This window comes from Arthrobacter sp. Ha26, from assembly GCF_059091705.1.
Genome location: NZ_JBNHGX010000003.1, coordinates 229826 through 254520, shown reverse-complemented (window position 1 = coordinate 254520; position 24695 = coordinate 229826). Strand labels below are relative to the sequence as shown.

The 24695-nt window shown below is 64.3% G+C and carries 20 protein-coding genes and 1 pseudogene; 13 read left to right on the top strand and 8 right to left on the bottom strand.

From position 1 onward, the window contains the following. Window positions 1-7 precede the first annotated feature (7 nt). The 4 genes from AC5RVY_RS09665 (at window position 8) to AC5RVY_RS09650 (ending at window position 5780) form a co-directional block, all read left to right on the top strand. The gene (locus AC5RVY_RS09665; RefSeq protein WP_493954490.1) at window positions 8-1333 is read left to right on the top strand and encodes a family 1 glycosylhydrolase; all 1326 of its coding nucleotides are present in this window, start codon (window positions 8-10) and stop codon (window positions 1331-1333) included. Then, complete coding sequence (gene arfA / locus AC5RVY_RS09660) at window positions 1315-2841, top strand: arabinosylfuranosidase ArfA (RefSeq protein WP_493954489.1); 1527 nt, start codon at window positions 1315-1317, stop codon at window positions 2839-2841. Before AC5RVY_RS09665 ends, arfA begins: the two co-directional genes overlap by 19 nt. Window positions 2842-2961: 120 nt before the next feature. Continuing rightward, entirely contained in the window at window positions 2962-5061 is a 2100-nt protein-coding gene (locus tag AC5RVY_RS09655) for an RICIN domain-containing protein (protein WP_493954488.1), read from the top strand. A gap of 458 nt (window positions 5062-5519) precedes the next feature. Then, window positions 5520-5780: a DUF8462 domain-containing protein gene (locus AC5RVY_RS09650; protein ID WP_493954702.1), complete on the top strand. Its 261-nt coding sequence runs from the start codon at window positions 5520-5522 to the stop codon at window positions 5778-5780. Here the strand turns inward: AC5RVY_RS09650 and AC5RVY_RS09645 are convergent. From AC5RVY_RS09645 to AC5RVY_RS09625, 5 genes and pseudogenes are all read right to left on the bottom strand, one after another. Continuing rightward, window positions 5770-5976 (bottom strand): type II toxin-antitoxin system death-on-curing family toxin, encoded by a 207-nt coding sequence (locus AC5RVY_RS09645; RefSeq protein ID WP_493954487.1) that lies wholly within the window; start codon window positions 5974-5976, stop codon window positions 5770-5772. The two genes, AC5RVY_RS09650 and AC5RVY_RS09645, sit on opposite strands and share 11 nt — an antisense overlap. Before the next feature lie 157 nt (window positions 5977-6133). Beyond that, a complete protein-coding gene (locus tag AC5RVY_RS09640; protein ID WP_493954701.1) occupies window positions 6134-6334 on the bottom strand; it encodes a ribbon-helix-helix protein, CopG family in 201 nt (66 codons plus the stop codon). Next, a pseudogene (locus tag AC5RVY_RS09635) lies at window positions 6335-6457 on the bottom strand (IS5/IS1182 family transposase); the annotation flags it as partial. A 39-nt stretch (window positions 6458-6496) separates the two neighbouring features. Beyond that, entirely contained in the window at window positions 6497-7027 is a 531-nt protein-coding gene (locus AC5RVY_RS09630; RefSeq protein ID WP_493954486.1) for a YbhB/YbcL family Raf kinase inhibitor-like protein, read from the bottom strand. 680 nt (window positions 7028-7707) lie between these two features. Continuing rightward, on the bottom strand, window positions 7708-10629 hold the full coding sequence (locus AC5RVY_RS09625) for an exo-alpha-sialidase (protein ID WP_493954485.1): 2922 nt from the start codon (window positions 10627-10629) through the stop codon (window positions 7708-7710). Window positions 10630-10802: 173 nt separating this feature from the next. On the opposite strand from AC5RVY_RS09625, the gene AC5RVY_RS09620 reads away from it, so the two are divergent. After that, window positions 10803-12509: a sialidase family protein gene (locus tag AC5RVY_RS09620; protein ID WP_493954484.1), complete on the top strand. Its 1707-nt coding sequence runs from the start codon at window positions 10803-10805 to the stop codon at window positions 12507-12509. Here the strand turns inward: AC5RVY_RS09620 and AC5RVY_RS09615 are convergent. Then, the gene (locus AC5RVY_RS09615; RefSeq protein ID WP_493954483.1) at window positions 12466-13371 is read right to left on the bottom strand and encodes a DUF4862 family protein; all 906 of its coding nucleotides are present in this window, start codon (window positions 13369-13371) and stop codon (window positions 12466-12468) included. The two genes, AC5RVY_RS09620 and AC5RVY_RS09615, sit on opposite strands and share 44 nt — an antisense overlap. 138 nt (window positions 13372-13509) lie before the next feature. On the opposite strand from AC5RVY_RS09615, the gene AC5RVY_RS09610 reads away from it, so the two are divergent. From AC5RVY_RS09610 to AC5RVY_RS09575, 8 genes are read left to right on the top strand one after another with little or no spacing between them, the layout of a single operon-like run. Next, window positions 13510-15162, top strand: coding sequence for an ABC transporter substrate-binding protein (locus tag AC5RVY_RS09610; RefSeq protein WP_493954482.1), 1653 nt, complete (start codon window positions 13510-13512; stop codon window positions 15160-15162). Window positions 15163-15180: 18 nt separating this feature from the next. Further along, window positions 15181-16137: an ABC transporter permease gene (locus AC5RVY_RS09605; protein WP_493954481.1), complete on the top strand. Its 957-nt coding sequence runs from the start codon at window positions 15181-15183 to the stop codon at window positions 16135-16137. 2 nt (window positions 16138-16139) lie between these two features. Next, window positions 16140-18260, top strand: coding sequence for a dipeptide/oligopeptide/nickel ABC transporter permease/ATP-binding protein (locus AC5RVY_RS09600; RefSeq protein ID WP_493954480.1), 2121 nt, complete (start codon window positions 16140-16142; stop codon window positions 18258-18260). Further along, window positions 18257-19063 (top strand): ATP-binding cassette domain-containing protein, encoded by an 807-nt coding sequence (locus tag AC5RVY_RS09595; protein WP_493954479.1) that lies wholly within the window; start codon window positions 18257-18259, stop codon window positions 19061-19063. The genes AC5RVY_RS09600 and AC5RVY_RS09595 overlap by 4 nt, the downstream gene beginning before the upstream one ends. 42 nt (window positions 19064-19105) lie before the next feature. Beyond that, on the top strand, window positions 19106-20023 hold the full coding sequence (locus AC5RVY_RS09590) for a dihydrodipicolinate synthase family protein (protein ID WP_493954478.1): 918 nt from the start codon (window positions 19106-19108) through the stop codon (window positions 20021-20023). An 18-nt stretch (window positions 20024-20041) separates the two neighbouring features. Next, entirely contained in the window at window positions 20042-21001 is a 960-nt protein-coding gene (locus tag AC5RVY_RS09585) for an ROK family protein (protein WP_493954477.1), read from the top strand. Between the two features lie 2 nt (window positions 21002-21003). Next, window positions 21004-21687 carry an N-acetylmannosamine-6-phosphate 2-epimerase gene (locus tag AC5RVY_RS09580; protein WP_493954476.1) on the top strand — a complete coding sequence of 228 codons (684 nt, stop codon included), beginning with the start codon at window positions 21004-21006 and terminating at the stop codon, window positions 21685-21687. After that, the gene (locus AC5RVY_RS09575; RefSeq protein WP_493954475.1) at window positions 21684-22940 is read left to right on the top strand and encodes an N-acetylglucosamine-6-phosphate deacetylase; all 1257 of its coding nucleotides are present in this window, start codon (window positions 21684-21686) and stop codon (window positions 22938-22940) included. The genes AC5RVY_RS09580 and AC5RVY_RS09575 overlap by 4 nt, the downstream gene beginning before the upstream one ends. Window positions 22941-22995: 55 nt before the next feature. Here AC5RVY_RS09575 and AC5RVY_RS09570 read toward each other — a convergent pair whose 3' ends face one another. After that, on the bottom strand, window positions 22996-23757 hold the full coding sequence (locus tag AC5RVY_RS09570) for a glucosamine-6-phosphate deaminase (RefSeq protein ID WP_493954474.1): 762 nt from the start codon (window positions 23755-23757) through the stop codon (window positions 22996-22998). A 140-nt stretch (window positions 23758-23897) separates the two neighbouring features. Continuing rightward, window positions 23898-24629, bottom strand: coding sequence for a FadR/GntR family transcriptional regulator (locus tag AC5RVY_RS09565; protein WP_493954473.1), 732 nt, complete (start codon window positions 24627-24629; stop codon window positions 23898-23900). Window positions 24630-24695 lie beyond the last annotated feature (66 nt).

Here is a 24695-nt window from a genome sequence, read left to right as displayed (position 1 = left end):
GGAAAGATTGAACTGGTATGAAGACGGCCGCCTGCACTTTGGCCTTGGCATTGAAGATACCTTTATCCCCCAGGAGCGTGCGGGCGAGCGGTCACTGGACGAGTACGAGCTGACCCAGCACTACAGGTTCTGGCACCAGGACCTGGGCCTGGCCAAAGAGGCGGGTGGAGAGTTCCTCCGCTGGGGTGTTCCCTGGCACCGGATCAACCCCGAACCGGGCGTCTGGAAGTGGACCTGGCTGGACAAGGTCATGGACCGGTTCAACGAACTGCAGCTTCGGCCGCTGGTGGACCTGATGCATTACGGCACTCCCACTTGGCTGGACAACCAGTTCCTGAACTCAAGCTATCCGGAGCGCGTCGCTGATTACTCAGCGCGGGTGGCTGCCAGATACGCGGACACTGTGGTGGATTACACCCCGGTCAATGAACCGATGATCCACACCCTGTTTTCCGGGAAGTTCGCCCACTGGCCACCGTACCTCTCGGGCGACGACGGGTTGGTTGCCTTGCTGCGGAACCTTTCCAAGGGATTTGTGCTGACCCAGCAGAACATCGCCGAGGTCTTGGGCGACCGCGCGATCTTTACCCATGTTGATGCCGGTTTCCGTTTCGTCAGTGATTCCACGACGGACGAACACGCCGACGAGATCCGGCATTTGAAAGCCCGCTCCTGCCTGGTTGAGGACCTGGTCACCGGCAGGGTGGATGCCAGCCATGAGCTCGCTCCGTGGCTTGCCCGACACGGCATGACCGATCATGACCTGGCTTGGCATCGGGACAACGTGGTACGCCCGGACGTGATGGGGGTGAACTACTACCCTCTGCATTCCACCGAATTGCTTGAAAGCGGCAGGGCGGTGCGGGGTGACATTGCTGATCCGCGTGCGGTCCGGGACGACTGGACTGAGGGACTGGCCGAGGTCCTGACCACCTACGGGCAGCGCTACGGAGCACCGGTTGCACTGACCGAAACCTGCCTCACGGGACCCTACGACAGGCGCATCAAATGGCTCGACGCCTCCGTGGCATGCGTCCAGGAACTCCGCGCGGCAGGCCAGAACATTGTCGGCTACACCTGGTGGCCCGTCACCGACATGTACGAATGGACCTACCGCTACGGCACCGAACCCCTGGAAAACTACCGCCTCACCATGGGCCTCTGGGACCTCGTCCCCGACGAGACCGGCACTTTGCACCGCGTCAAAAACCCCGTCGCAGACCAGTTCCAGTTGCACGCAACCGCAGCCGTGGCCGCCCCTGCACCTGACATCACAGAAGAATCCGCATTCGCCTCCGAACAGGAAAGAAGCCCGTGGCCACAGCACGCCTGACCCTCGACCCCCGGCGCACCATCGGCGCCATCAACCGCAGAATGTTCGGTTCCTTCGTTGAACACCTCGGCCGCTGCGTCTACGACGGCATCTACGAACCGGGCCACGAACTCGCCGACTCCGCAGGCTTCCGCAACGACGTCAAGGAACTGGTCAAGGAACTGGGCGTCTCCGCGATTCGCTACCCCGGCGGGAACTTCGTCTCCGGATTCAAATGGGAAGACAGCATCGGCCCGGCCGAACACCGGCCGAAACGCGTGGACCTCGCCTGGCATTCCACTGAAACCAACGAAGTCGGACTCCACGAATTCGCAGGCTGGCTGGAGGAAGTCGGCAGCGAACTCATGCTCGCCATCAACCTCGGAACACGCGGCACCGAAGAGGCCCTGGACCTCCTCGAATACTGCAACCTCCCGTTCGGCACTGCCCTGGCCGCCGAACGGGCATCGAACGGACGGGACAAACCGTTCAACGTCAAAATGTGGTGCCTGGGCAACGAAATGGACGGACCCTGGCAGATCGGCCATCGCAGCGCTGACGACTATGGCAAGCTTGCCTCCCAAACGGCGAAAGCCATGCGCCAGCTTGACCCCTCCATCGAGCTGGTAGCCTGCGGCTCCTCAAGCGCCAACATGCCCACATTCGGTGAATGGGAACGCGTGGTGCTCGGCCACACCTACGAGGACGTCGACTACATCTCCTGCCACGCCTACTACGAAATCCAAGACGGCGACCTCGGCAGCTTCCTGGCATCGGCAGCCAACATGGACCGATTCATCGATTCCGTCACGGCAACCGCCGACCACATCAAAGCAGTCCAGGGCAGCAACAAGACACTGAACATATCCTTCGACGAGTGGAACGTCTGGTACAACGAACGCTTCGAAAAGATCGACAAGATCGCCGGAATCGACAACTGGCCAGTCGCCCCGCGCCTGCTCGAAGACACCTACACCGTAGCTGACGCCGTCGTCGTCGGGAACCTGCTGATCTCGCTGCTCAACCACGCGGACAGGGTCACCTCGGCCTCCCTGGCACAGCTCGTCAACGTCATCGCACCCATCATGACAGAACCCGGCGGACCTGCCTGGAAACAGACCACGTTCTTCCCGTTCGCGCTGACCTCACACAATGCCTACGGAGTCGCCCTGGACACCGGCCTCGAAAGCGACACCTACGACACCATCACCCACGGCACGGTCCGGACGGTCGACGCGGCGGCCAGCTACAACCCCGAGGACGGGACGGCATCGGTGTTCCTCGTCAACCGCAGCACAGACCAGCCCGCCACCATCACCATCGACACCGGACACCTAGGCCATGTCCGAATCGTGGACGCCCAGACCCTCACCGACCCCGACGTGTACGCCAGCAACACGCTGAGCCGTCCCGACCGGGTCGGACTGCAACCCCTGAACTCCATCGAGGAGCAGGAGGGCTTGGTCACGGTCACGTTGCCCCCGGTCGCTTGGGCGGCAGTGCTCCTGGAAACAACAGCCCGCCCGTAAATCGGCGCATCGCCGGAACTGCGACGCCGCGCTCACACGCATGCCGATATCAGTCCGCGCACGCGTTCCGCAGCAACACACATGGGAGAAGGAATGCAAGACGTCTCGTTAAATACAGCCATGCCCAGGACCAGTGCCGGGTGGGCAACACCCCGCGCCGTGGTCGCCGGCCTGTTATTGGTCATGGCAATGATCACCACCCAATTCACCGCCGCGCCCCAGGCCTCCGCCGTCACCACTGGGAACGGGGCACTCGTCTACTCACCCCCGGCGGGATCGTCCTTCAACCCCGAGGGCGGCCGAGCCGCAGGCACCACCTACCCAAAGGTGATCACCCTTAAGAACAACGGCACCGCCAACGGCACCCTCCTGTCAACTTTCGACAAGCTGGTCCTCACCAACGGCGTACAGACCTACCCCATCCACCGGAGCACCGACAACGGTGCAACCTGGACGAAGATCTCGGACATCAACCCCAGCCTCGACTTCCCGTTGCTGAACAGGACCGCCCAGCCCTTCCTCTTCGAACTGCCCCAACAGGTCGGAAACCTTCCCGCCGGGACAGTCCTGCTGACCGGCATGATCATGCCCCAGGACAGGTCCAGCAGCCGGCTTGTGGTCTACAAGAGCCTGGACAAGGGCCTCACCTGGTCCCTCCAAAGCACCATCGACTCCGGCGGACCTGCCGTCTATGATCCGACCCCGACGTCGACCACCAGTACGGTGTGGGAACCCTCCCTGGCCATCGACGGCCTCGGCGGCCTGGTCGCCTACTTCTCCGATGAGCGGCAGAAAGCCAATGGTGTGCTCCAAGCGGTTTCCTACCGCCGCTCCACCGACGGCGGCCTCACCTGGGGCGCGCTGGCGAACGTCTCAGCTCCGCCGAACAACAGCGACCGGCCCGGGATGATCACCGTGACCAAAATGCAAGACGGTCGGTATCTGGCTACATTCGAGGTGGTCAACCGGCCAAGCCAGACCCAAAACACCGCTCCCGTCTACTTCAAGACCTCTCCCGACGGATTGAACTGGTCCCCCGAATCCAGCATCGGAACCAAGGTAGCCCTCCAGGACGGTCGGGGAATCGGCTCATCTCCGTTCGTCAAGTGGGTTCCCACAGGCGGGCCCAAGGGAATGGTCATCATCGCTTCCAAATGGTCCCTGGATGCAACAGGAGCGACTGACGGCGGCCAGAACTTCTATGTGAACTACAACCTTGGAGAGGGCCCCTGGGAACGGCTTCCCTTCGCCGTCACCTATGACGCCACCGACACCCAAGGCGGCACGTTCTCGGGCTTCGCCCAGGGTTTCGACACCAGCGTAGACGGACGCACCCTGTACCACGCCACCAATGTGGAGAACCCGAGCACAACCTACAATGACGTACGCGTGGGTTCTATACCCCTGGACGCACAGCAGTATGAAGCCGAACGGGCAGTCCGCCAGGACGCCACACTCGTCACCGACCCCGACGCATCGAACGGCGCGAAAGTCGGCAACATCAACAACGCCGACAGTTCCGTCACATTCACGGTCAGGGCTCCCGCTGCGGGAAGTTACACCCTCAACGTCCGCTACGCCAACGGCACAGGAGCCAACAGCTCCCACTCAGTCAAGGTCAACGGAGCCACCGCCACCACGCTTAACTATCCGGCAACCGTCGACTGGGGCCGGTACGGCTGGGCACAAATGACCGCCACACTCGCGGCAGGAGCCAACACGATCTCCTTTACCAAGGCCAGCTCGTACGCTGAACTCGATGTGCTCCAGGTGTACCAGCCCGCGACCCCCTTGGACCCGCAGTTCAGGGTGGTCAACCGCAACAGCGGGAAATTCCTGGAGATCGCGGGGGCCGCTACCGCCAACGGTGCAGGAGCCAGTCAGTGGGGCGACACAGGAAGCCCCACACAGCTGTGGAACATCCACCAGGTCACCGGAGGACTCCAACTTCTCAACAACAACAGTGGAAAGCTCCTGGAAATACCATCTGCAGCAACAGCGGATGGAGTCCAGGCATCGCAATGGGGGCCCACGGGCAACGCCACTCAAGTCTGGTCACCGACTGTCAGCGGTGGCTGGTGGAAGCTGGCCAACGCCAACAGCGGAAAACTGCTTGAGATAGCTGCCGGTTCAGTAGCCGACGGCGCCGTCGCCCAGCAGTATACCGCCAACGGCTTCACCTGCCAGGAATGGAAGCTGGTACGCGAAGGCATCCAATAGCGGCAAACGAAAAGGAACCTGTCCGGAACCACCGGGCAGGTTCCTTTGCCCTTTGGCAACTGCCTCCCCGCGGCGCGGATTGGCGGGAACCAACGCGCCCCCGCTCACAGAACAGAGACCCCAACGGCACACGCAGGATAAGAGGAAGGGAGCATAGGCGGTAAACAATTCTGACGCTTCCCCGATCCGCCGCTAAGGCAGCCTCAATCTCCACGAAGCAGCCATCACGTGAGGCACCGCGTCGTACAGCGAGCTCTCCAGCCAGGGAGGCGTCAGCATCTCCTCCAACCTCGTCATTGAGGCAGCCGACGCCACCCAGGGTATCCGTTCCCGATCCAACTGGTCGGCTACTACCTCTGGCTCGAAGCCGACAAGGCAGGGTGGAAACTGGACGAAAGCCGTGTTCGGCATAAAATCGCTGCCGCTCAAGGACGAAACACCTTAGTGGTCGTCGAGTCATCCCTGTCGGACATCTCGGACAGAGACCGCGAGTCCTGGACGCCATGGCCGCGCAGGAAGGCCCCTCTGCCGCCGGTCAGATCGGCGCCATCCTCAACGCACGAAGCCCAACGTCGTTATCCAAATACCGGAACCGGCTCCTCGCAGCGGGCCTGATCGAGTCCGCCGGCTACGGCCAGTGGACTTCGCAAGCCATGGACTCTCGTTTTGCCACTTCGAGGCGTCTCCGAACCGCAGGTGAACGCACGGCTACCTTCTGACGAGGTGGGTCGCAATCGTCCCCGCACTGTCCCGCAGTGTGATGTCGCCGGCTGCCACACCCACGACGAGATTGAAGGCCTCGTGAGTGCTGAAGTCATGCCGGTAGCCGTTGATCCAGAGCATCAGAACCATCAGCGTCCAGGCCGTGCGTTTATTACCGTCGATCAGGGGGTGAAACCGCGCCACCGACTCCATGACGGCCGCTGCCTTCGACGCTAACTGCGGTTAGGCTTCCACCCCCATCACATTGGTCGCAGGCCTCGCCTGTGCCGAGGCCAGAAGGCCGATATCACGGACATGGAATCCAACTGGTCAACGACCTGCAAAGCGTCCTCAATCTCGAGGTACTCGGTCACGCATCCTCAAGGCGCGTCAAAAGCTCGGCATCATGGCTCAACACGAAATCCAGACCCTCGCCGATATCATGGGTCCGACGGTGACGCTGCAGGACCAGCTCTGCACCCTGGAGCAACAACGCAGACTTCGATGTATGTTCCTCGGCAGCCAGCTGGTCCAAACGCCGATCAAGATCTTCGGGAACACGCAGATTCATATCCACCACCCGCGGGTCGTCCCGGAAGGGGCGACCCCGGCGACCAGTAGAAGACGGCAGCAACGGCTGAATAAGGGCCCACTGCCCATCAGTCAAAACATAGAAATACGAGACACCCGTCAAGAATTCCGGACAACCGCCTCAGGGCTTGGGAGACACGCGCTAGCGGCGTTCGAAGGTTCCCGTCAACCTCGCCCGGCCCAAGGTGTGGGTGGAGAGCGCGGATTGCAGCGCGGCCGGGGCGTCATCAGTGCGAAGGTCCAGCCGCTCAACATCCACCGCATGGACCACCACCAAATACCGGTGCTGACCGTGCCCGGGAGGCGGGGCAGCTCCCACGAAACCGGCAAATCCGGCATCGTTCTTCAACTGCACTGCACCAGACGGTAACCGGGAGTTGTCCCGGGAACCTGCACCGGCCGGGAGGGATGTGACGTCTGCCGGGATGTTCACCACAACCCAATGCCAGTAGCCCGCGCCTGGGGCATCGGGGTCGAAGACGGTGACTGCGTAGCTCCTGGTTCCCTCGGGCGCGCCCGACCAGGTGAGCTCGGGCGATTCATCCCGGCCGCCGGCTCGCAGGACAGCGCTGCGTTGGGCTTCCGGAAGAACCTGGCCATCCTCGAAGGATTCGCTGATGACTTCGAAGGATTCGATCCCGGATATTGGTGCAAATGGATCATGCGTTTTCATGGCTGCCTTTCAGTTGCTGTCAAGCTCCGCACCCGTCAGTCCGACGGCAGGAGCGTCATCTGCGGCGGTTTCAATGCAGTTGAGTTCGGCACGCGTGGGCGGATTAGCGCCAGCGCGTGAGACGGTCACGCCCGTAGCCCTGGCCGCGTGCATGAGGAACTGGTAAGGCGGCCCACTCTATCTCGTCTGTCACTGGGACAGCCTATCTAAGGGGTGGAATTTTGGCTTGCTGGCACAGAATTCGGACTGTCACAGGGTCAGAGGCTTAAAAACACCCTGACCTGCGGAAACACCGTGCCCGAGGTGGGACTAGAACGCGATTCCAGGCCCTGAAGGCACAGGGAAGGCGCGAGAACATACGGAATCCTGGGCAGTCCGAAGGCTCTACAGCCCCGTCCGAGACGGAAAGTGTGGACATTGTCCACACCCCTTTCTGGCATCCTCGAGGGACGGGACCCCCGGTACAAACCTGCTGGAACACGAGGCAGGGGCGCAAGTGGATGTAGGCCCTCGCCCTGCCCAACACCACGGACGCCCCGCCCCATGTCCTTCCACAAGCTTTCGCTCGACCCGACGGAGCCGAATCCATGCTTGAGAGGAGCCCTTGGAGGAGTGCCTGTTCTGTGGAACGGCCGGCGTCTTCTGCTGGCCGTTCCACAGGTTTTTCGTAATCGCTGGCGTTATCCCTTGGGCGTGACCTGTAGGCGGTCGAAAGAGACCTGCTCGCCGTCCTTGTTCAGGACCACGATGTCATCGCGGCCGTTCTGGACGTCGGCGGGCAGGATGAATTCCACCGTGTTGTCGGTGGTGGGAAAGATCCAGCCGAGCCGGTAGCTGTGTTTGTTGAGGTAGACGTAGTACCACTGCCCGTAATCGAGTCCCTTGAGGACCACCTTCTGGCCGTTCCGGTACTCGTCCAATGTCCCCAGATCGGACGGCGGGGTCTTTTCGTCGAAGTCCTGCACCGTCAGGGCTGGCACGGTGTCGGGCTGCGCGGGCTGGAGATCGAGCTGGATGCCGGCGCCGGTCACTGACTCCGTGACTCGCTTTGAGCCGTTGTCCGCGGCAGCCTCGAAGCTGACGGGTGCCAGCTTCCCCGCGGCGATATCTGCGGCGGTGAGCACGTGGTCGCGGTTGGCGGTCACGCTGCTGCCGGCGGCGAGGAGGGGTTCGCTGATGCCTGCGTCTGGGGCGGCGATTCCTGTCAGGGCTACGTTGCCTGCGTTACCCAGCATGTAGGTGTAGGTGACCATGTCGCCCACGGAGGCGTACCGGTCACCGTCTTTGTCCTTCCATTCCGCGGAAATGGTGCCTTCGAGCCTGGCGTCGCGGATCTTCAGGTCCACCTCTCCGCCGTTGACGGCGTAGGTCCGGGTGGTCTGGCCCGCGGCGCTGACCTCCCAGGAGGTGTCCGGGACGAAGAAGCCTTGTGCTGCTTCCTCGGCTGTGACGGTGTGCCGGGGCGTGGCGCAGGTGTAGGACTGGCCAGCGGGCAAGAGGCTGTACCGGCAGTTTCCGGGGCCGTCCGGCACAAAGGGGCTGAAGTTGCCCACGGTGGGCACCAACTTCTCCAACAGGGGGCTGGTGTTGGTGACATCGAACTTGTAGGGGAAGGCTTCCCCCGCGCTGTACGGCTGCGCGGCCAGGTCCCGGCCGGCGTCGTTGCGGTTGCCCGTGATGGTGGCGGCGACCAGGCCGTCGCGCAGCGCCACGGCGGCGCCGGTGAAGGAGACCGTCTTGGTGAGCGACGGCGTGGCGCTGGCCGTGATGCTGAAGGTTGCCTGGGGCAGGAAGTAGCCGCGCGCCACGTCCTCGGTTGTCACCGTGTGCCTGGCCGTGGTACAGGTGTAGGAGGCGCCGGCGGCCAGGTTGTTGTACCGGCAGTTGGGGGCCGACGGCGGCAGGAACCCGGTGTCGAAAGTACCGGCAAGGGGCACGGAGTTGGCGGTGACGTTGGCCGTGCTCTTAACGTTGAAGGTGTAGCTGAGCACGTCGCCAACCTGGTACGGGCTGGCCGCGACGTCACGGTCGGGTACGGAACCGGTGATGGTGAGGCCCACCTGCGGCGCCACCGGGACGGTGGCTGTGAAGGTGGCCTGCGAAACCCGGCCATCCGCCGTCGTAAATGCCGCGTTGAGGTTCTGCGGGCCGCTGGCCGTGGCCGGCGCGGTGAGGTCAACGTTCACGGTGGCGGAGGCGCCGGGTGCAACATCGGGCACGGGCACCGTGGTGGCGGACCATCCGCTGGGAGTGTAGACAGTGGCGGTGGCGCCGGACAGCGTCGCGGCTTCCTGGTTGGTGACGGTGACTTCCACCCGCTTGGTGGCCCCGGGTGCGGTGGTGACCGCGGGAACGGTCAGCGGCGCGCAGGCGTAGTTCAGCCACGCGTCGTCGAACGCGGCGAAGGGCATGTTGTCCGTGTAGTTGCCTTCGTACAGGACGCCGAACCGGCCGTCGTCGAGCCGGGTCACCGTGGAATAGGCGGAGAAGCCGGAGCGGATGGTGCGCACGCCCGGCCAGGTGGCGCCGTCGTCGCAGGACACCCGGGCTGAGACGTTCTCGCGCGCGGTCTTGGAGTTGGCGTTGGTGAAGATCAGTTTCTTTGCGTCGGCCGAGCCCTGCGGGGCGTGGGGGAACATTCGGGCAATGGAACCGTTATTGGCAGGGTCCGGCAGTTCGGTGTCCTGTGTGACCGGCCCGTAGGTGGCGCCGCCGTCGGTGGAGATCGCCACCTTCCGGTAGCCCTGGTTGGCGTTGTCCCGGGAGTTGAGCAGGACCCGCCCGTCGGAGAGTTCCACAGTCTTGTTCTCGTCCATCCGGTCGCCCACGTTGGCGCCCTTGTGCCAGGTGGCGCCGTGGTCGTCGGAGTAGACGCTGTAGGCCTGGATGCGGTTGGTGCCATCGACCTGGCGGACATCGCCGGCGTACTGCTGGATCAGGCGACCCTTGTAGGGACCGTATTTGAGCTGGATGCCTTCACCGGAGGAGGCGAAGTTGGACCGGACGTCACCTGCCCGGGGACTGGTCTTGCTGGTGCCCGGCTTGGTTACCTCGGTAATCAGGCGGGGCGCGCTCCAGGTGGCCCCGCCGTCGGATGATTCAATGACGGCGGAGGAAATGACGTTCCTGTCGGCATCGTCATTGCCGAACTGGCTGCCGCCGAAGCCCTGGTCCTTGGAGTAGACGAAGAAGGCGAAGACCTTCCCGGTCTCGGCGTCGTGGATGTAGGACGGATCGCTGTAACCATACTTCGGGCCGGTGGCATCGGCCACGTGCCCGGCGGCGATGACCTGCACGGGTCCCCAGGTCCGGCCGCCATCGGTGCTGCGGCGCTGCACGATCGAGTTGGGGTTGGGGGCGTCGGCCGCGCTGCCGGGCCTGCCGTCCCACGCGGCGAGGACCACGCCATTGCCCAGGTATGCCAGGGCGGGGATGCGGTAGAAGAAGTTGCTGGCGGTCCTGTCTGCTGCCAGGTTGGTCTCCTGGAAACTGCCCGGCGGAGCGGTGGGGCTCGTGGACGGGATCGGTGCCGCTTGCGCCGGCAGCCCGCTTCCCGCCAGCAGGGCCAGGGCGAGGACGCCTGTACCCGCGGCCTGCCCCACTGATTGTTTCCTGGTTCTCTTGATGCTGATTCGCAAACCCATGCCCTTCTGGACGCCGCGATGCGGCTCAAATGGAGGTGATGACGCCGTCGCGGCTGTCTGCTCTGTGATTCTTGCTACATACGACGTCCTATGACCATAGGGCACACTACTCAGGAAAGCTAGACTTAGATGTGACGTCCTACCTACCGCCCCGCTTCCCCCCTGCCCGCCCCACTGTTGAGCATGTCCTGGCCACTCGCGGCCGCCGAGGATACCGGCAATACCGCATTCCGGCGCTCGCCGTCACCGCGAAGGGGACTCTCCTTGCCGCGTATGACGGCAGGCCCAACCTTGACGACCTGCCAAGCCCGATCGACCTGCTGGTCAGGCGCAGCACGGACAACGGAGCCACCTGGGACGGCCAGGATGTGGTGCGGCGCGGGACCGGCCTGGAGGGCTTTGGTGATCCCAGCCTGCTGGTGGATGCCGAAACGGGCCGCATTTTCCTGTTTCATGCCGCCGGAACCCGCGCCGGGTTCTTCGAATCGACCACGGGAATGGACGCTGAGGACGAGTTCGTCCAGCACTGCGACCTCAGCTGGTCTGATGACGACGGCCTGACCTGGCAACACCGGCGCCTCACCTCGGAGCTGAAGGGCAGCACGCCTGCAGGACGGGATATCACCGGGATGTTCGCCGCCGCCGGGCAGGGGATCCAGATCCACACCGGCCCGTTCCGGGGCCGCCTGGTCCAGCAGTTCGTGCTGCTATGCGGAGGCACCATCATGGCCGCCTCGGCGTACAGCGACAACCACGGGGACAGCTGGAGGTTCGGGGAGCTCATCGGCGCCGAGACCCATGGCGCCGCACCGAACGAGAACAAGGTGGCGGCCCTGGCCGACGGGAGCCTGCTTATGCACAGCCGGGCGACGCCGCGCCGATTGGCGGCGACGTCGAGCGACGGCGGCCAGAGCTGGAGCGCTTTGGTTCCCGTTGAGGACCTTCCGGACCCGAGTGACAATGGATCGCTCACCCGCTTTGACGGGTTGCCGGCGGTGAGTGGCCTCGCCACGCCGTCCACGGACGGGTGGCTGTTGGCCACCAACAACCAGGACCCCGCCCTCCGGCGGAACACCGTCCTCAGCCTCTCCACCGACAACGGCAAGACCTGGCGCGCCGGGCTGGTCCTGTGCGCGGGCAGTTCCGCCTACTCCACAGCCACCCGATTACCGGACGGCAGCATCGGCGTCCTGTACGAGCGCCAGGGATACCGGGAAATCGTGTTTGCCTCGGTTCCGCCGGCGCAGCTGACGGAACAGCCTGGCGCAGCACCCGGACAGGCAGACACAGAGCAGGAGCGCGGCCTCACGTTCGACATGGAACTCCGCTCCGTCACGCCGGGCCTGCCGTCCGAATGGCAGAACGTGTGCGAATTCCATGTCATGACGCCCGAGGGTGGTGACTGGGGCCCGGCGTCCAAGGAGATCGGCCAGGCCTACTCAGCCGGACAGGCCCAGGTTTTGGGCACCCGCGAGGCGCAGGACCTAAACTACGGTCCCATCGTGCCAGGCTACAAGTCAGGCGACATCCTGGCGTTCACCGGCAGGGCAAGGAACGACGGCGGCACAACAGTCACGCAGGTCCGGCTCGGCGGGCCAGGGGCAGGGGCTTTTCCCGCCACCGATCTGCCGCCGGGTGGGGAGGCGCTCTACTTCACCCCCTCGTACACGGTCACGGCCGCGGACGTGGAGCGTGGGGGCATCCTGGAACTCGCCTATTCGGTGGAGGGGCAGTGCACCGGTTCCTTGGTGAGGATGTCGCGGATCTTCCGGTTCGAGATGGCCAACGGCGGCGTCACCGTAGTTGATTCCCCTCCAGCAGGGCGCACATCTGCCTGAGGCGGTCCACCCTTTGGCTGGCTGTAAGCCCTGTGGGCGGCAGGCCGATCTTGAAACCGAGCACCGGCACGGGGCCGGCGGAGGCGAGGCAGCGCGCCATGTGGCCGTGGTCCAGGAGCGAGGTGGCCGGGGCGCCGTCCACCTCCACCGGCGGGAGGTGCGCGTCAATCCAGGGGTAGCCGAACTCCGTCTCCTCCGGTGAACACCCCGAGAACATGACGCCGGCCAGGACTCCGGCGGCACGGGCCTGGGCGATGTGCTCTTCAGCGGTGCGGGCGTTCCGGGTTTCGATGACGGAGCGGGCCCAGTTCACGACGAGCCCAACCCGCCGGCCCGCATCCGCATGAAGGGACTGAAGCGTCTCCACCTCTTCGGCGAAGGTGAGGAACCCTTTTTCCGGCCTGCTGCCGGCCCGGGGCGCGTCGCAATGCTCAACCAGCACCCTGGTGGAACCCCAGTCCCAGTCCAAAACCTCTTTGAGGGACTCCCTGAACATCGGCGCGGACGCCCCGGGATGCGGAGCTGAGTGCAGCTCCACGGCCTCCACTGCATGCCCCTCATCCTCGAGTTGCACCACAAATTTCCGGAGTCCGGCGGTAAATTCGAGGGCTTCCCGTCTGCCTGCCGTGTCCGGGGAGGCCAAGCCGAACGCTGGCGACGCAGCTAGCCGCTGCATGGTGCCCGGGATAGAGGTCACCACCGCGGACCAGCCCCGCGGCGCACCCTCCGGCCAATCTCCACCGCCATAGGGACCGTAGGGAAGTTCCAACCCCCTGATCGAGGGAAGGGCTCCAAGGCCTTGGTAGAACTGTTCCCGCAGTTCACTTGGCTCCGCGGCATAGGCACCGACGATCAAAGACATTGGAACTCCATTCGAAGAAGAGGTGCTTGGCAGATGCATGCCACCTCCGGCGTTTTAGTCCACTTGACGCTCGCTGTGATGGCACTTACAGTTTTCATTACGAGCTAGGACATCCTACATCCGATAAACATCTTCTGAATGGTGAGGCATATGAACAACATCAAGAACCTGCCGCTGGTCAATGACGCCAGCCGCCGGAACTTCCTGAAGCTCGGCGGGGCCATGGGCCTTGCTGCAGCCTTCGCCAGCTCCCTGTCCGCCTGTGGGGGACCCGCGGCGACCACCAGCGGCGCCACCTCGAACACCTCCCCGATCAACAAGGACCTCACCATCGAGGCCGGCATTTCCTACGCCCTGTCCACCGGTTTCGACCCGATCTCGTCCTCCGGCGCGACGCCGATGGCAGCAAACCTGCACATCTTCGAAGGCCTGATCGAGCTTCACCCGGCAACCCGTGAGCCGTACAACGCGCTGGCCGCCGCCGATCCCAAGATGGTCAACGAGACCACCTACCAGGTGGCCATCCGCGATGGCGCGGTCTTCCACGACGGCACTCCGGTGACCGCTGAAGACGTGGTGTTCTCCTTTACCCGCGTGATGGATCCGGCCAACAAGTCGCTGTTCTCGCAGTTCATCCCGTTCATCAAGGACGTCAAGGCGCTCGATGCCAAGACGGTCGAGTTCAGCCTCAAGTACGCGTTCCCCGGTTTCGGGCCGCGGATCTCCGTGGTGAAGGTCGTTCCCAAGGCGCTCACCAACTTCCCCGCAGGTTCCGAGCAGTTGAAGTCCTTTGACGCCAAGCCGGTGGGTACCGGACCCTACAAGCTCATTTCTGCCGTCAAGGATGACAAGATCGTCTTCGAGGCCAACGAGGCCTACAACGGCCCCATGCCAGCCCTGGCCGAGGGCATGACCTGGCTGCTCCTCTCCGATGCTGCTGCCCGCGTCACTGCCATGCAGTCCGGCCGGGTCCAGGCCATCGAGGATGTCCCCTACCTGGACATGGAAGGCCTGAAGTCCAAAGCGACGGTTGAGTCTGTCCAGTCCTTCGGGCTGCTGTTCCTGATGTTCAACTGCTCCGCAGCGCCGTTCAACAACAAGCTGGTCCGCCAGGCGCTGCACTACGGCCTGGACAAGGAGTCCATTATCAAGAAGGCCCTGTTCGGCAACGCCAAGCCGGCCAGCTCCTACTTCCAGGAAGGGCACCCGGACTACGTCAAGGCCAAGAACGTCTACGGCTATGACGCGAAGAAGGCCGAGGAACTGCTCAAGGAGGCCGGCGTGACCAGCCTCGAGTTCGAGCTGCTCACCACGGACACCGCGTGGGTCAAGGACGTGGCACCGCTGATGCTTGAGTCCTGGAACAAGATCCCGGGCGTGAAGGTGACCCTGAAGAACCTGCAGTCCGGGGCCCTGTACACGGACCGCGTTGCCAAGGGTGACTACACCGTAGTCGCCGCGCCGGGCGACCCGTCGGTGTTCGGCAACGATGCGGACCTGCTGCTGAGCTGGTTCTACGCCGGTGACACCTGGATGAAGAACCGCGCCTTCTGGGGCGATGCCCCTGAACGCGCCCAGCTCGTGGATCTGATGTCCAAGGCCGGCCAGGCCTCCAAGGATGAGGCCAAGAAACTGACCGGCGAGATCGTGGACCTGGTCTCGGAAGAGGTCCCGTTGTACCCGCTGTTCCACCGCCAGCTTCCCAGCGCCTGGGATGCAAAGAAGCTCAGCGGCTTCAAGCCCCTGCCCACCACCGGAGTTTCCTTCGTTGGTGTGGGCCGTACCGCCTAATCCAGTCCGGAGAATACATTGACCACCATATTGCGCCTGCTGGGCCGAAGGCTCGCGGCCCTGCCGCTGATGATCCTGGGCATCACACTGCTGGTGTTCCTCGTCCTGCAGGCCGCCCCCGGCGACCAGGCGAGCAGCGCCCTGGGCGAAGGGGCAAGCGAGGAAGCCAAAGAGCAGTACCGCCAGGCCAACGGCCTGAACGATCCGCTGCTGCTCCAGTACGTCCGCTTCCTCGGCAGGCTCCTGCAGTTCGACCTGGGTGTCACCACTCCCCCTGCGAAGTCCGTGGCCAGCATGATCGGTTCGGCTTTTCCGCTCACGCTGCAGCTGACGTTCCTGGGCGTGATCATCGCCGTGGTGGTCTCCCTGCTCTTTGGCATCATGGGCGCCCTGTACCGGGACAAGTGGCAGGACCAGCTGGTCCGTGTATTCTCCATCGCCGCGGTGGCGACGCCGTCGTTCTGGCTGGGCATCCTGCTGATCCAGTGGTTCGCCCTGGGCTCTAATCCGCTATTCCCCTCGGGAGGCATCGCCACTCCCGAGTCCGGCTTCGGCGGCTGGCTCAACTCGATGGCGCTGCCCGCCCTTGCCCTTGGCATCCCGGTCTCAGCCTCCCTCATCCGGGTGGTCCGCACCTCCATGGTGGAGGAGCTGGACCGGGACTACGTCCGAACTGCCATCGGCAACGGCGTCCCCTACCGCGAAGTGGTCTCCAAGAACGTGCTCCGCAACGCCCTGGTCACCCCGGTGACCGTGCTGGGACTGCGCATCGGCTACCTGCTCGGCGGCGCCGTCGTCATTGAAATGATCTTTGCCCTGCCCGGAATGGGCCAGTTGATCCTCAACGGCATCACCAACCTGGACGTCAACCTGGTGCAGGGCGTGGTCCTGACCATCTCCGTGACCTTTGTCCTGGTGAATATCGCCGTGGACCTTCTCTACCTGCTCATCAACCCCCGAATCAGGACCGTGTGACCATGCGCAGCAAACTCGCTGAACGTCTAAGCGCCCCGGGACTCCGCTTCAAGGCCCTGCCCTGGAGCTCCCGTCTGGCCCTCGCCTTCCTCGTGGTGATCGCCGTTGCCGCCATCTTCGCTCCGGTCCTGGCACCACACGACCCGCTCGAAACGTTTATTCCCGCAACGCCCCCGGGGACCGAGCACTTCTTCGGCACCGACAGGCTGGGCAGGGATATTTTCTCCCGCCTGCTCTACGGATCGCAGTCCTCCCTCCTGATCGGCCTCGGGGCGGTCGGTCTGGCCGTGCTGGTGGGCGCATTCCTGGGTTCGCTGTCAGCGACATCGAGCAAAGCCGTCAATGAACTGATCATGAGGATCATGGACATCCTGATGGCCTTCCCCGGGATCGCGCTGGCGGCCGTCCTGCTGGCGGCCTTCGGCAACTCGTTACCCACCATCATCATTGCCATTGCCATCATCTACACCCCGCAGCTGGCACGGGTGGTCCGCGCCAACGTCCTGGCCCAATACGGTGAAGACTACGTCCGGGCAGAGCGCGTCATCGGCGCCGGCCGCTTCTACATCCTGACTAAGCACATCGTCCGCAACACCGCAGCCCCGGTCCTGGTGTTCGCCACGGTCATGGTTGCCGATGCCGTCATCCTCGAAGCCTCACTGTCCTTCCTCGGCGCCGGTGTCCAGGACCCGGCACCCTCCTGGGGCAACGTCATCTCCTACGGCCGGAACCTGGTTCTGTCCGGCGGCTGGTGGGCCACCACCTTCGCCGGCCTCACCATCCTGCTCACCGTGCTGGCACTGAACATCCTCGCCGAAGGCCTCACCGACGCCATGGTCAACCCCAAACTGCGAAAGGCACCGGTGGTCCAGGACGATGACGGCGCTGGCGCATCTGTTGCCGGTGCGGCCGTTGCTGCCGTGGATACCGAGGTCGCCACCTCTGTTGCCCAACCATCCGTTATTGAAGAGCACGAGCTCGACGGCGTCCGTACCGCTTCAGGGGGAATCCTCGACGAGGAAAACTACACCAGATCAGCGGTACTTACGGACGTGAAAGTGGCCTCGGCCAACCCGCACCTCCTGCTCGATCGCGAACTGGAACTGCTGGCCGCCGTCGAGGCCACCCGGACTGACCGTTTACCGCAGGTTCCCGCCGATGCCCGAACGGTCCTGGAAGTCAAAAACCTTTCCATCCGGTTCCCCGGCCGCTTTGGTGACACAGCCATCGTGGACAACGTCTCCTTCAGTGTCCGCGAGGGCGAAACCATGGGCCTGGTGGGCGAATCCGGTTGCGGCAAATCCATCACCTCCCTCGCCGTGATGGGCCTGTTGCCCAAGACGGCCCGGATCAGCGGCTCCATCAAGTTCGACGGCAAGGAACTGCTGGACCCCAAAGCCAGCCACAGCGATCCCAAGGCCTACCAAGGTCTCCGCGGTGAACAGATCGCCATGGTCTACCAGGACGCGCTCAGCTCGCTGAACCCGTCCATGAAGATCAAAGACCAAATGAGCCAGCTGACCCGCCGCGGCGGCCGCAAGACCCCTGCCGAGTTGCTGGAAATGGTCAAGCTTGACCCGGTGCGCACCTTGGCCAGCTACCCGCACGAACTCTCCGGCGGCCAGCGCCAGCGCGTCCTTATTGCCATGGCCCTCTCCCGTTCCCCGAAGATCGTGGTGGCCGATGAGCCGACCACCGCCCTGGACGTCACCGTACAGAAACAGGTGGTGGACCTGCTCAACGAGCTCCGTGAACAGCTCGGCTTCGCCATGGTGTTCGTCAGCCACGACCTGGCCCTGGTCGCCTCCCTGGCCCACCGCATCACCGTGATGTACGCCGGCCAGGTTGTCGAATCCGCCCAGGCATCCGAGCTGCTGCAAAACCCCAGGCACGAATACACCCGCGGACTGCTCGGCGCAGTGCTCTCCATCGAAGCCGACGCAGCCCGCCTGCACCAGATCCCCGGCACCGTGCCCTCACCGCAGGACTTCGCCCCCGGTGACCGCTTCGCACCACGTTCCCTCCGCCGGGACGCAGATCCGAACCAGCAACTGGTCCTCACCGCCGTGGGCGGGGATTCGGACCACTACTGGGCCAGCCACCGAAAGGAGGACGCAAAGTGAGTCTGTCCACCGGCAAACCCGTCATTGAACTCAAGGACGTCAAAGTCCACCACCGCGCAAGGACAGGCGGCCTGTTCCGCCCCAACATCGTCAAAGCCGTCAACGGCGTGGACTTCACTATCAGCCGCGGCGAAACCGTGGGCATCGTAGGCGAATCCGGTTGCGGCAAATCAACCCTGGCCTCCGTGCTGGTTGGCCTGCAGGCGCCAACATCCGGCCAGGTCCTCTTCCACGGCAAACCCGCCATCAAAAGGAACGCGGCCATGCGCAAGGAATTCGGCCGGGCCGTCTCGGTGGTATTCCAGGACCCCGCAACAGCACTGAACCCGCGCATGACCATCCAGGACATCCTCACCGACCCCCTCCAAATACACGGAATCGGCAACGCCGCGTCCCGTGCGGCCAAGGTCAAGGAACTCCTCGCCCTGGTGGGCCTGCCTGCCTCCGCGGCCGAAGTCACGCCGTCGCAGGTTTCAGGCGGCCAGCGCCAGCGCGTGGCCATCGCCCGGGCCCTGGCACTTGACCCGGACATCATCGTCGCCGATGAACCAACATCGGCCCTGGACGTCTCGGTCCGGGCGCAGGTCCTGAACCTGCTCTCGGACCTGAAGACCCAGCTGAACCTGGGCATGGTGTTCATCTCCCACGATATCCAGACGGTCCGCTATGTCTCGGACCGGATCTGCGTGATGTACTTCGGCGAAATTGTCGAGGAAGGGCCCGCCGCCCAGGTCTTCGACGACCCCCGGAACGACTACACCAAGAAGCTCCTCGGAGCAGCCCCCAGCCTGCTGCACACCTAGATCCTCAAACTCACCTTTACAACCACCCATTGGAGTTTTTCCGTGTCTTCCCAGTACTCCGGCGTCATCCCGCCCGTCGTCACTCCCCGCCACGCAGACGGCAGCATCGACACCGCCTCTTTGCAGAACCTCATCAAGCACCTGCTCGACGGCGGCGTGTCCGGACTTTTCGTGTTGGGTTCCTCCGCGGAGGTGCCGTACATGACCAACGCTGAACGCGAGCTGGTGGTCAGCACCATCGCCGCGGCCAACGCCGGGGCTGTGCCCCTGATCGTGGGGGCCAACGAGCAGACGACCAACCGCGTCATCGAGGAGGCCAAACGCGTCATCGACCTCGGGGCCGACGCCATCGTGGTGACCTCCATGTACTACGCCATCGGCAACACCGCGGAAACGGAGACGCACTTCCGCAACATCCACGCCGCCGTCGACACCCCGATCTTCGCCTACGACGTTCCCGTCCGGACCCATTTCAAGCTCCCCACAGACCTGCTGGTCCGCCTGGGCCGCGACGGTGTCATCGCCGGCGTCAAGGACTCCTCAGGTGACGACGTCTCCTTCCGCCAACTTCTGCTCGCAGCACGGGAGATCAACAACTTTGACATCTTCACAGGCCACGAAGTAGTAGTCGACGGCGCGCTCCTGGGCGGTGCACAGGGCGTAGTCCCGGGCCTGGGCAACGTCGACCCACGCGGCTACCGCAACCTTGTTGACGCCGCCGCTGCCGGAGACTGGGCCAAAGCCGCGGCCGAACAGGACCGCCTGGCCGACCTCTTCGAGATCGTCTACACCCCCAACGGACGCGTCTCCGGCGGAGCAGCCGGCCTCGGCGCCTTCAAGACCGCCCTGCAGATCATGGGCATCATCGAATCCAACACTATGAGCATCCCGATGCCCGCGCTGAACGAAGAGGAAACCACCGCGATCAAGGTCATCCTCGAACGCAACAGCCTGGTCTAGGGACGGGCGCTGAAGCTAATGCACGCCATTGGTGTTGACCTCGGCGGCACGAAAACTGCCGCCGGGGTCGTCGCAGATATCGGGGAAGTACTCTTCTCCGAAACCATCCCCACCCTCAACCGCCACGGCGGCGATGCCATCCTCAACGCCACCGCCAGCTTGATTACCGGGCTGATGAGGCGCGCTGCTGCTGCCGGCATAACCGTGGAACGGGTCGGTGTCGGTTCGGCCGGTGTCATTGATGCCCTCACAGGTGACGTGGTATCAGCGACTGACGCGATCCTCGGCTGGGCCGGGACGGCTATTACTAGCGGTCTAGCAGACAAGCTGGACCTGCCGCCGTCGTCCGTCCAGGCGGTAAACGACGTCCACGCCCACGCGCTCGGCGAAGCGTGGACAGGTGCGGCCGCCGGGACCGCCAGTTCACTCCTGGTGGCCTTCGGCACAGGCGTCGGCGGAAGCTACGTCCTCGAAGGCCGTCCCGTTTTGGGGCACCGCCACGTGGGCGGACACGTCGGACACTTCGCCTCGCCCTACGCCTACCAGGACGGCCAGCCGTTACCCTGTGTTTGCGGCGGGTCAGGCCATGTTGAAGCCGTAGCCTCCGGACCCGCAATCCCGGAGGCCTACCGCCGGCTGGGCGGGCAGGCACCAGGGCCGGATGCCCGCAGCATCTTTGCACTGGCCGCCGACGGTGACGCCACCGCCATCAGGGCCATCAGCACCGCGGCGGCCGCGGCCGGGCAGGCCGTGGGCGGGCTCGCCAACATCCTGGACCCCGAAGTCGTCGTGCTCTCCGGCGGGCTCTCGGACGCCGGAGCCCCGTGGTGGCGGCCGATGGAACGAGCCTTGCGGGCCGAACTCCTCCCTGCCCTCGCCAACGTTCCAGTGCTGCCTGCCGCGCTGGGTAACGCCGCAGCCATAGCCGGCGCAGCCCGCCTCGTCCTCACCCCAGCAACAGTCTTCCAAAGGAACTGACCATGATCCTGTCCCCCGGCGGCCTTGAATACTTGAAGGGCCGGCTCATCGTGTCCTGCCAGGCCTACCCCGGTGAACCAATGCGCGACCCCCGCACCACAGCCCAAATAGCAGCCTCCGCTGTTATCGGCGGCGCGGCCGCGGTCCGCGTGCAGGGCCTGGCCGACCTCCAGCAAACCCGTGCGGGAGTGGAGGTCCCGGTTATTGGGCTCTGGAAGGACGGGCACGACGGCGTCTTCATCACCCCCACCCTCCGACACGCATTGGCAGTAGCAAACGCCGGCGCCCACATCGTCGCCATCGACGGGACACGGCGGGAACGCCCCGACGGCCTCACGCTCGCGCAAACGGTGGCGGCCATCCACGCGGAATCCCATGCCCTGGTGATGGCCGACTGCGGGTCGCTCGAGGACGCGGCAGCGGCAGCCGACGCCGGCGCAGACCTGATCGGTACAACACTGGCCGGCTACTCCGGCGAACGGCCAAAAACCCCGGGTCCGGACCTTGAACTGCTGGAACAGATAGCGGCAGCGGACTTCGGTGTGCCGCTCATCGCCGAGGGCCGTATCCATACCCCTGCCCAGGCCAGGCAGGCACTGGACGCCGGGGCGTTAGCAGTGGTGGTGGGAACAGCGATTACGCACCCCGCAACCATCACCGGCTGGTTCGCGGACGCCCTGAAATGAGCCCTCACGCTTCCAAGGCCTTTCTGCTGTCCGGCACCATCGTTACCGACGGAGCTGTTCGTGAGGACGCGGTGGTCGTTATTTCCGGGGACCGCATCGCCTACGCAGGTTCCAGGGCAGGTTTCGACAGCCGCACTTTTCCCGGGCTGAAGGAGGTGCCGCTGCCACCCGGGAGCATGCTCCTTCCCGGCCTGGTGGATCTGCACTGCCACGGCGCAGCAGGAGGGGACTTCCCCGGCGGTGACCCCGCATCGGCCCGTGCCGCGGCGGCTTTCCTCCACGCCAACGGCACTACCACCCTCCTGGCGAGTCTGGTGACCGCGGCCCGCGAGGACCTGCTCTATGCCGCGGCGTCCCTGCGTGTCCTCGCGGATGAGGGTCTGATCGCGGGCATCCATGCCGAGGGTCCCTTCCTTTCCCACGCGCGCTGCGGAGCGCAGGACCCGCGGTTCCTTCTCGAACCTGACCTGCAGCTGCTTCGGGACCTCGCGACCAGCTCCGGCGGACACCTGCGCACCATGACCTACGCGCCCGAACTGCCCGGCGCCGCAGCCCTCGTTCAAACGCTGGTGGAGCTCGGAGTCACCCCGTCCCTTGGCCACACCGATGCGGACGCCAGGACAACAGCGGATTCCCTGTCCCGGGCAGCGCACCTGCTGGCCTCAAAACCGTTTGAAAGCGTGGTCCGGCCGACGGTGACCCACTTGTTCAACGGGATGCCCCCGTTGCACCACCGCCAGCCGGGCCCGGTTGCCGCGTGCCTGCGCCTGGCGGCAGCAGGAAAGATCGCTGTCGAACTTGTGGCCGACGGTGTCCACCTCCACCCGGACACCGTCGCGATGGTCTTCGAGGCTGTCGGCAGCAACAACGTCATCCTCGTGACCGACTCAATGGCCGCCACCGGCCTTCCCGACGGCGACTACGATCTTGGCCCTGCAGGGGTGCGCGTCAGCGGCGCCGAAGCGCGGCTGCGGACTGATGGTTCCCTCGCCGGCGGTACGGCGACCCTGCTGGACGTAGTACGCCGGACGATCACATCGGGTGTGGATGCTGCCGACGCCGTGGTGTCTGCCACGGCCGTTCCCGCCGGCATCCTTGGTCTTAAGGACGAGATTGGAAGCCTTCGTGCGGGGCTTCGGGCCGACATCCTGGCTGTCGACGGTGACTTCCGGCCGCTCCGGGTGTTCCGGCAAGGCGTTTCACTACCCCAAGCTGCCGTAAACATGACAGCGGGCCAGGCGCATTCCTCCTAATAACGGGTACGCTCAGAGCCTGTTACCGGGGGCGCCGGTTCCCGGCGCACCCGGTTCAGGCGGTGGGAGCCGCGACCCGCACGGCCACCTGCCCGTCCTGCTCACCCAGGTGTGCCGCGGCAGCTTCATCTGCCACAACAGTGACGTGCGGGTGCAGCTGCAGGACTGAACCCGGGCAATCCGCAGTGACCGGTCCGCTGAGGGCTGCGGACAGGATTTCTGCTTTGTCCGCCCCGTTGACCACCATCAACAGCTGCCGGGCCTCGAGGATGGTTCCCAGACCCTGTGTGATGCAGCGAGCAGGAACATCGTCTATGGAACGGAAGTAGCGTGCGTTGGCCTGGCGGGTGCGTTCTGCCAGGACTTCGACCCGAGTCCTGGAATCAAGTTCCGAGCCGGGCTCGTTAAAGGCGATGTGGCCGTTGTGGCCAATGCCCAGGAGCTGAACATCCACCCCGCCCGCGGCGCGGATGGCCCCGTCATACTGGGCTGCTGCCCGGTGGGGATCTTCGGCTCCCCCGTCAGGAACTGCAACAAGCGCCGGGTCCAGCCCCAGGCGTTCAGTCACCTCACGCCGGACCACTTCGGCATAACTTTGCTGGTGGCCTGCCGGAAGACCCACGTACTCATCAAGGGCAAACGCCCGGACCCTGGACATATCCAGCTGGTGCTCGGCCAGCGCGGCGTACACCGGGAGCGGGGAGCTGCCCGTAGCGACACCCAGAACAGCATCCGGCTTACTACGGATAACCGCGGCAAGAATCCCGGCAGCGACAGCTCCGGTAGCGGAGGCATCAGGGACGACAAAAATTTCCATGACGAAATGGCGCTTTCTCATAAGACTGGTGCTCCACAGATTGCCCGCAAATCATCTGGACGGACGGGACGGGGAGCCTTAACGTGACAACCCGGACAGCGACAAGGAGGTACCCGTTCCCCGTCCGGTAGATGGGCTTGTCAGGCTGACGCGACGTCCTTCAGCTTCTGCCGGATGCCGTCGAAGTGGCGCTGCAGGCGTTCAGAAGCCAGGGCTTTGTCCCTGTTGGCGACTGCATCATAGATGTCCCAGTGCATCTGGACCTGTTCGTCCAGGTTGACCGGACCGGAGCCCAAGGCCTCATGAATCTGGCGGTAAACCTGCCAAAAAACATCCATCAGGTTGATGAGCAAGTCGTTGTTCAGGGGCGCATAAAGGCGGCGGTGGAACTCCGCATCGTGCTGAACCAGGAGCTCACCCTTGCCGGCCGCGTCCTGCATGGCTTCCATGGTGGCCCGCAGATCCGCCAGATGCTCGTCGGTCAAAAGGTCGATGGCCGACCCGACAAGGCCGGATTCCAGAGCCTGCCGCACATCAATCAGCTCCATCGCTTCCTCGCCCTTGTGCCGAAGCGAAAGCCTGCCCCGGAAGGTCAGCCCGGACACCAGGGCGCTGAAATTGTTCGGAGCCACAAACATGCCAAATCCGTGCCGGATCTCAATGACACCCAGAGCCTGCAAAACCTTCAGGGACTCTCGAACAGTATTCCGCCCCACTCCCAGCTCAGTGGACAATTCACTCTCGGTGGGGAGGGCATCGCCGACGTCCAGTCCCCGCTCCAAGATGAGCTCCATGATCCGTGTCTGCAGTGCCTGGGAGCGAATTTGTGCGCTGAACCGGGCCGGCGAAACCGAGGCGGGTGCTACTGTCACGTCATCTCCTTCGACCGCACTCGGGCGGCGGCCTATCATTTAAGCTAATAGTACAGGAGATGGGAC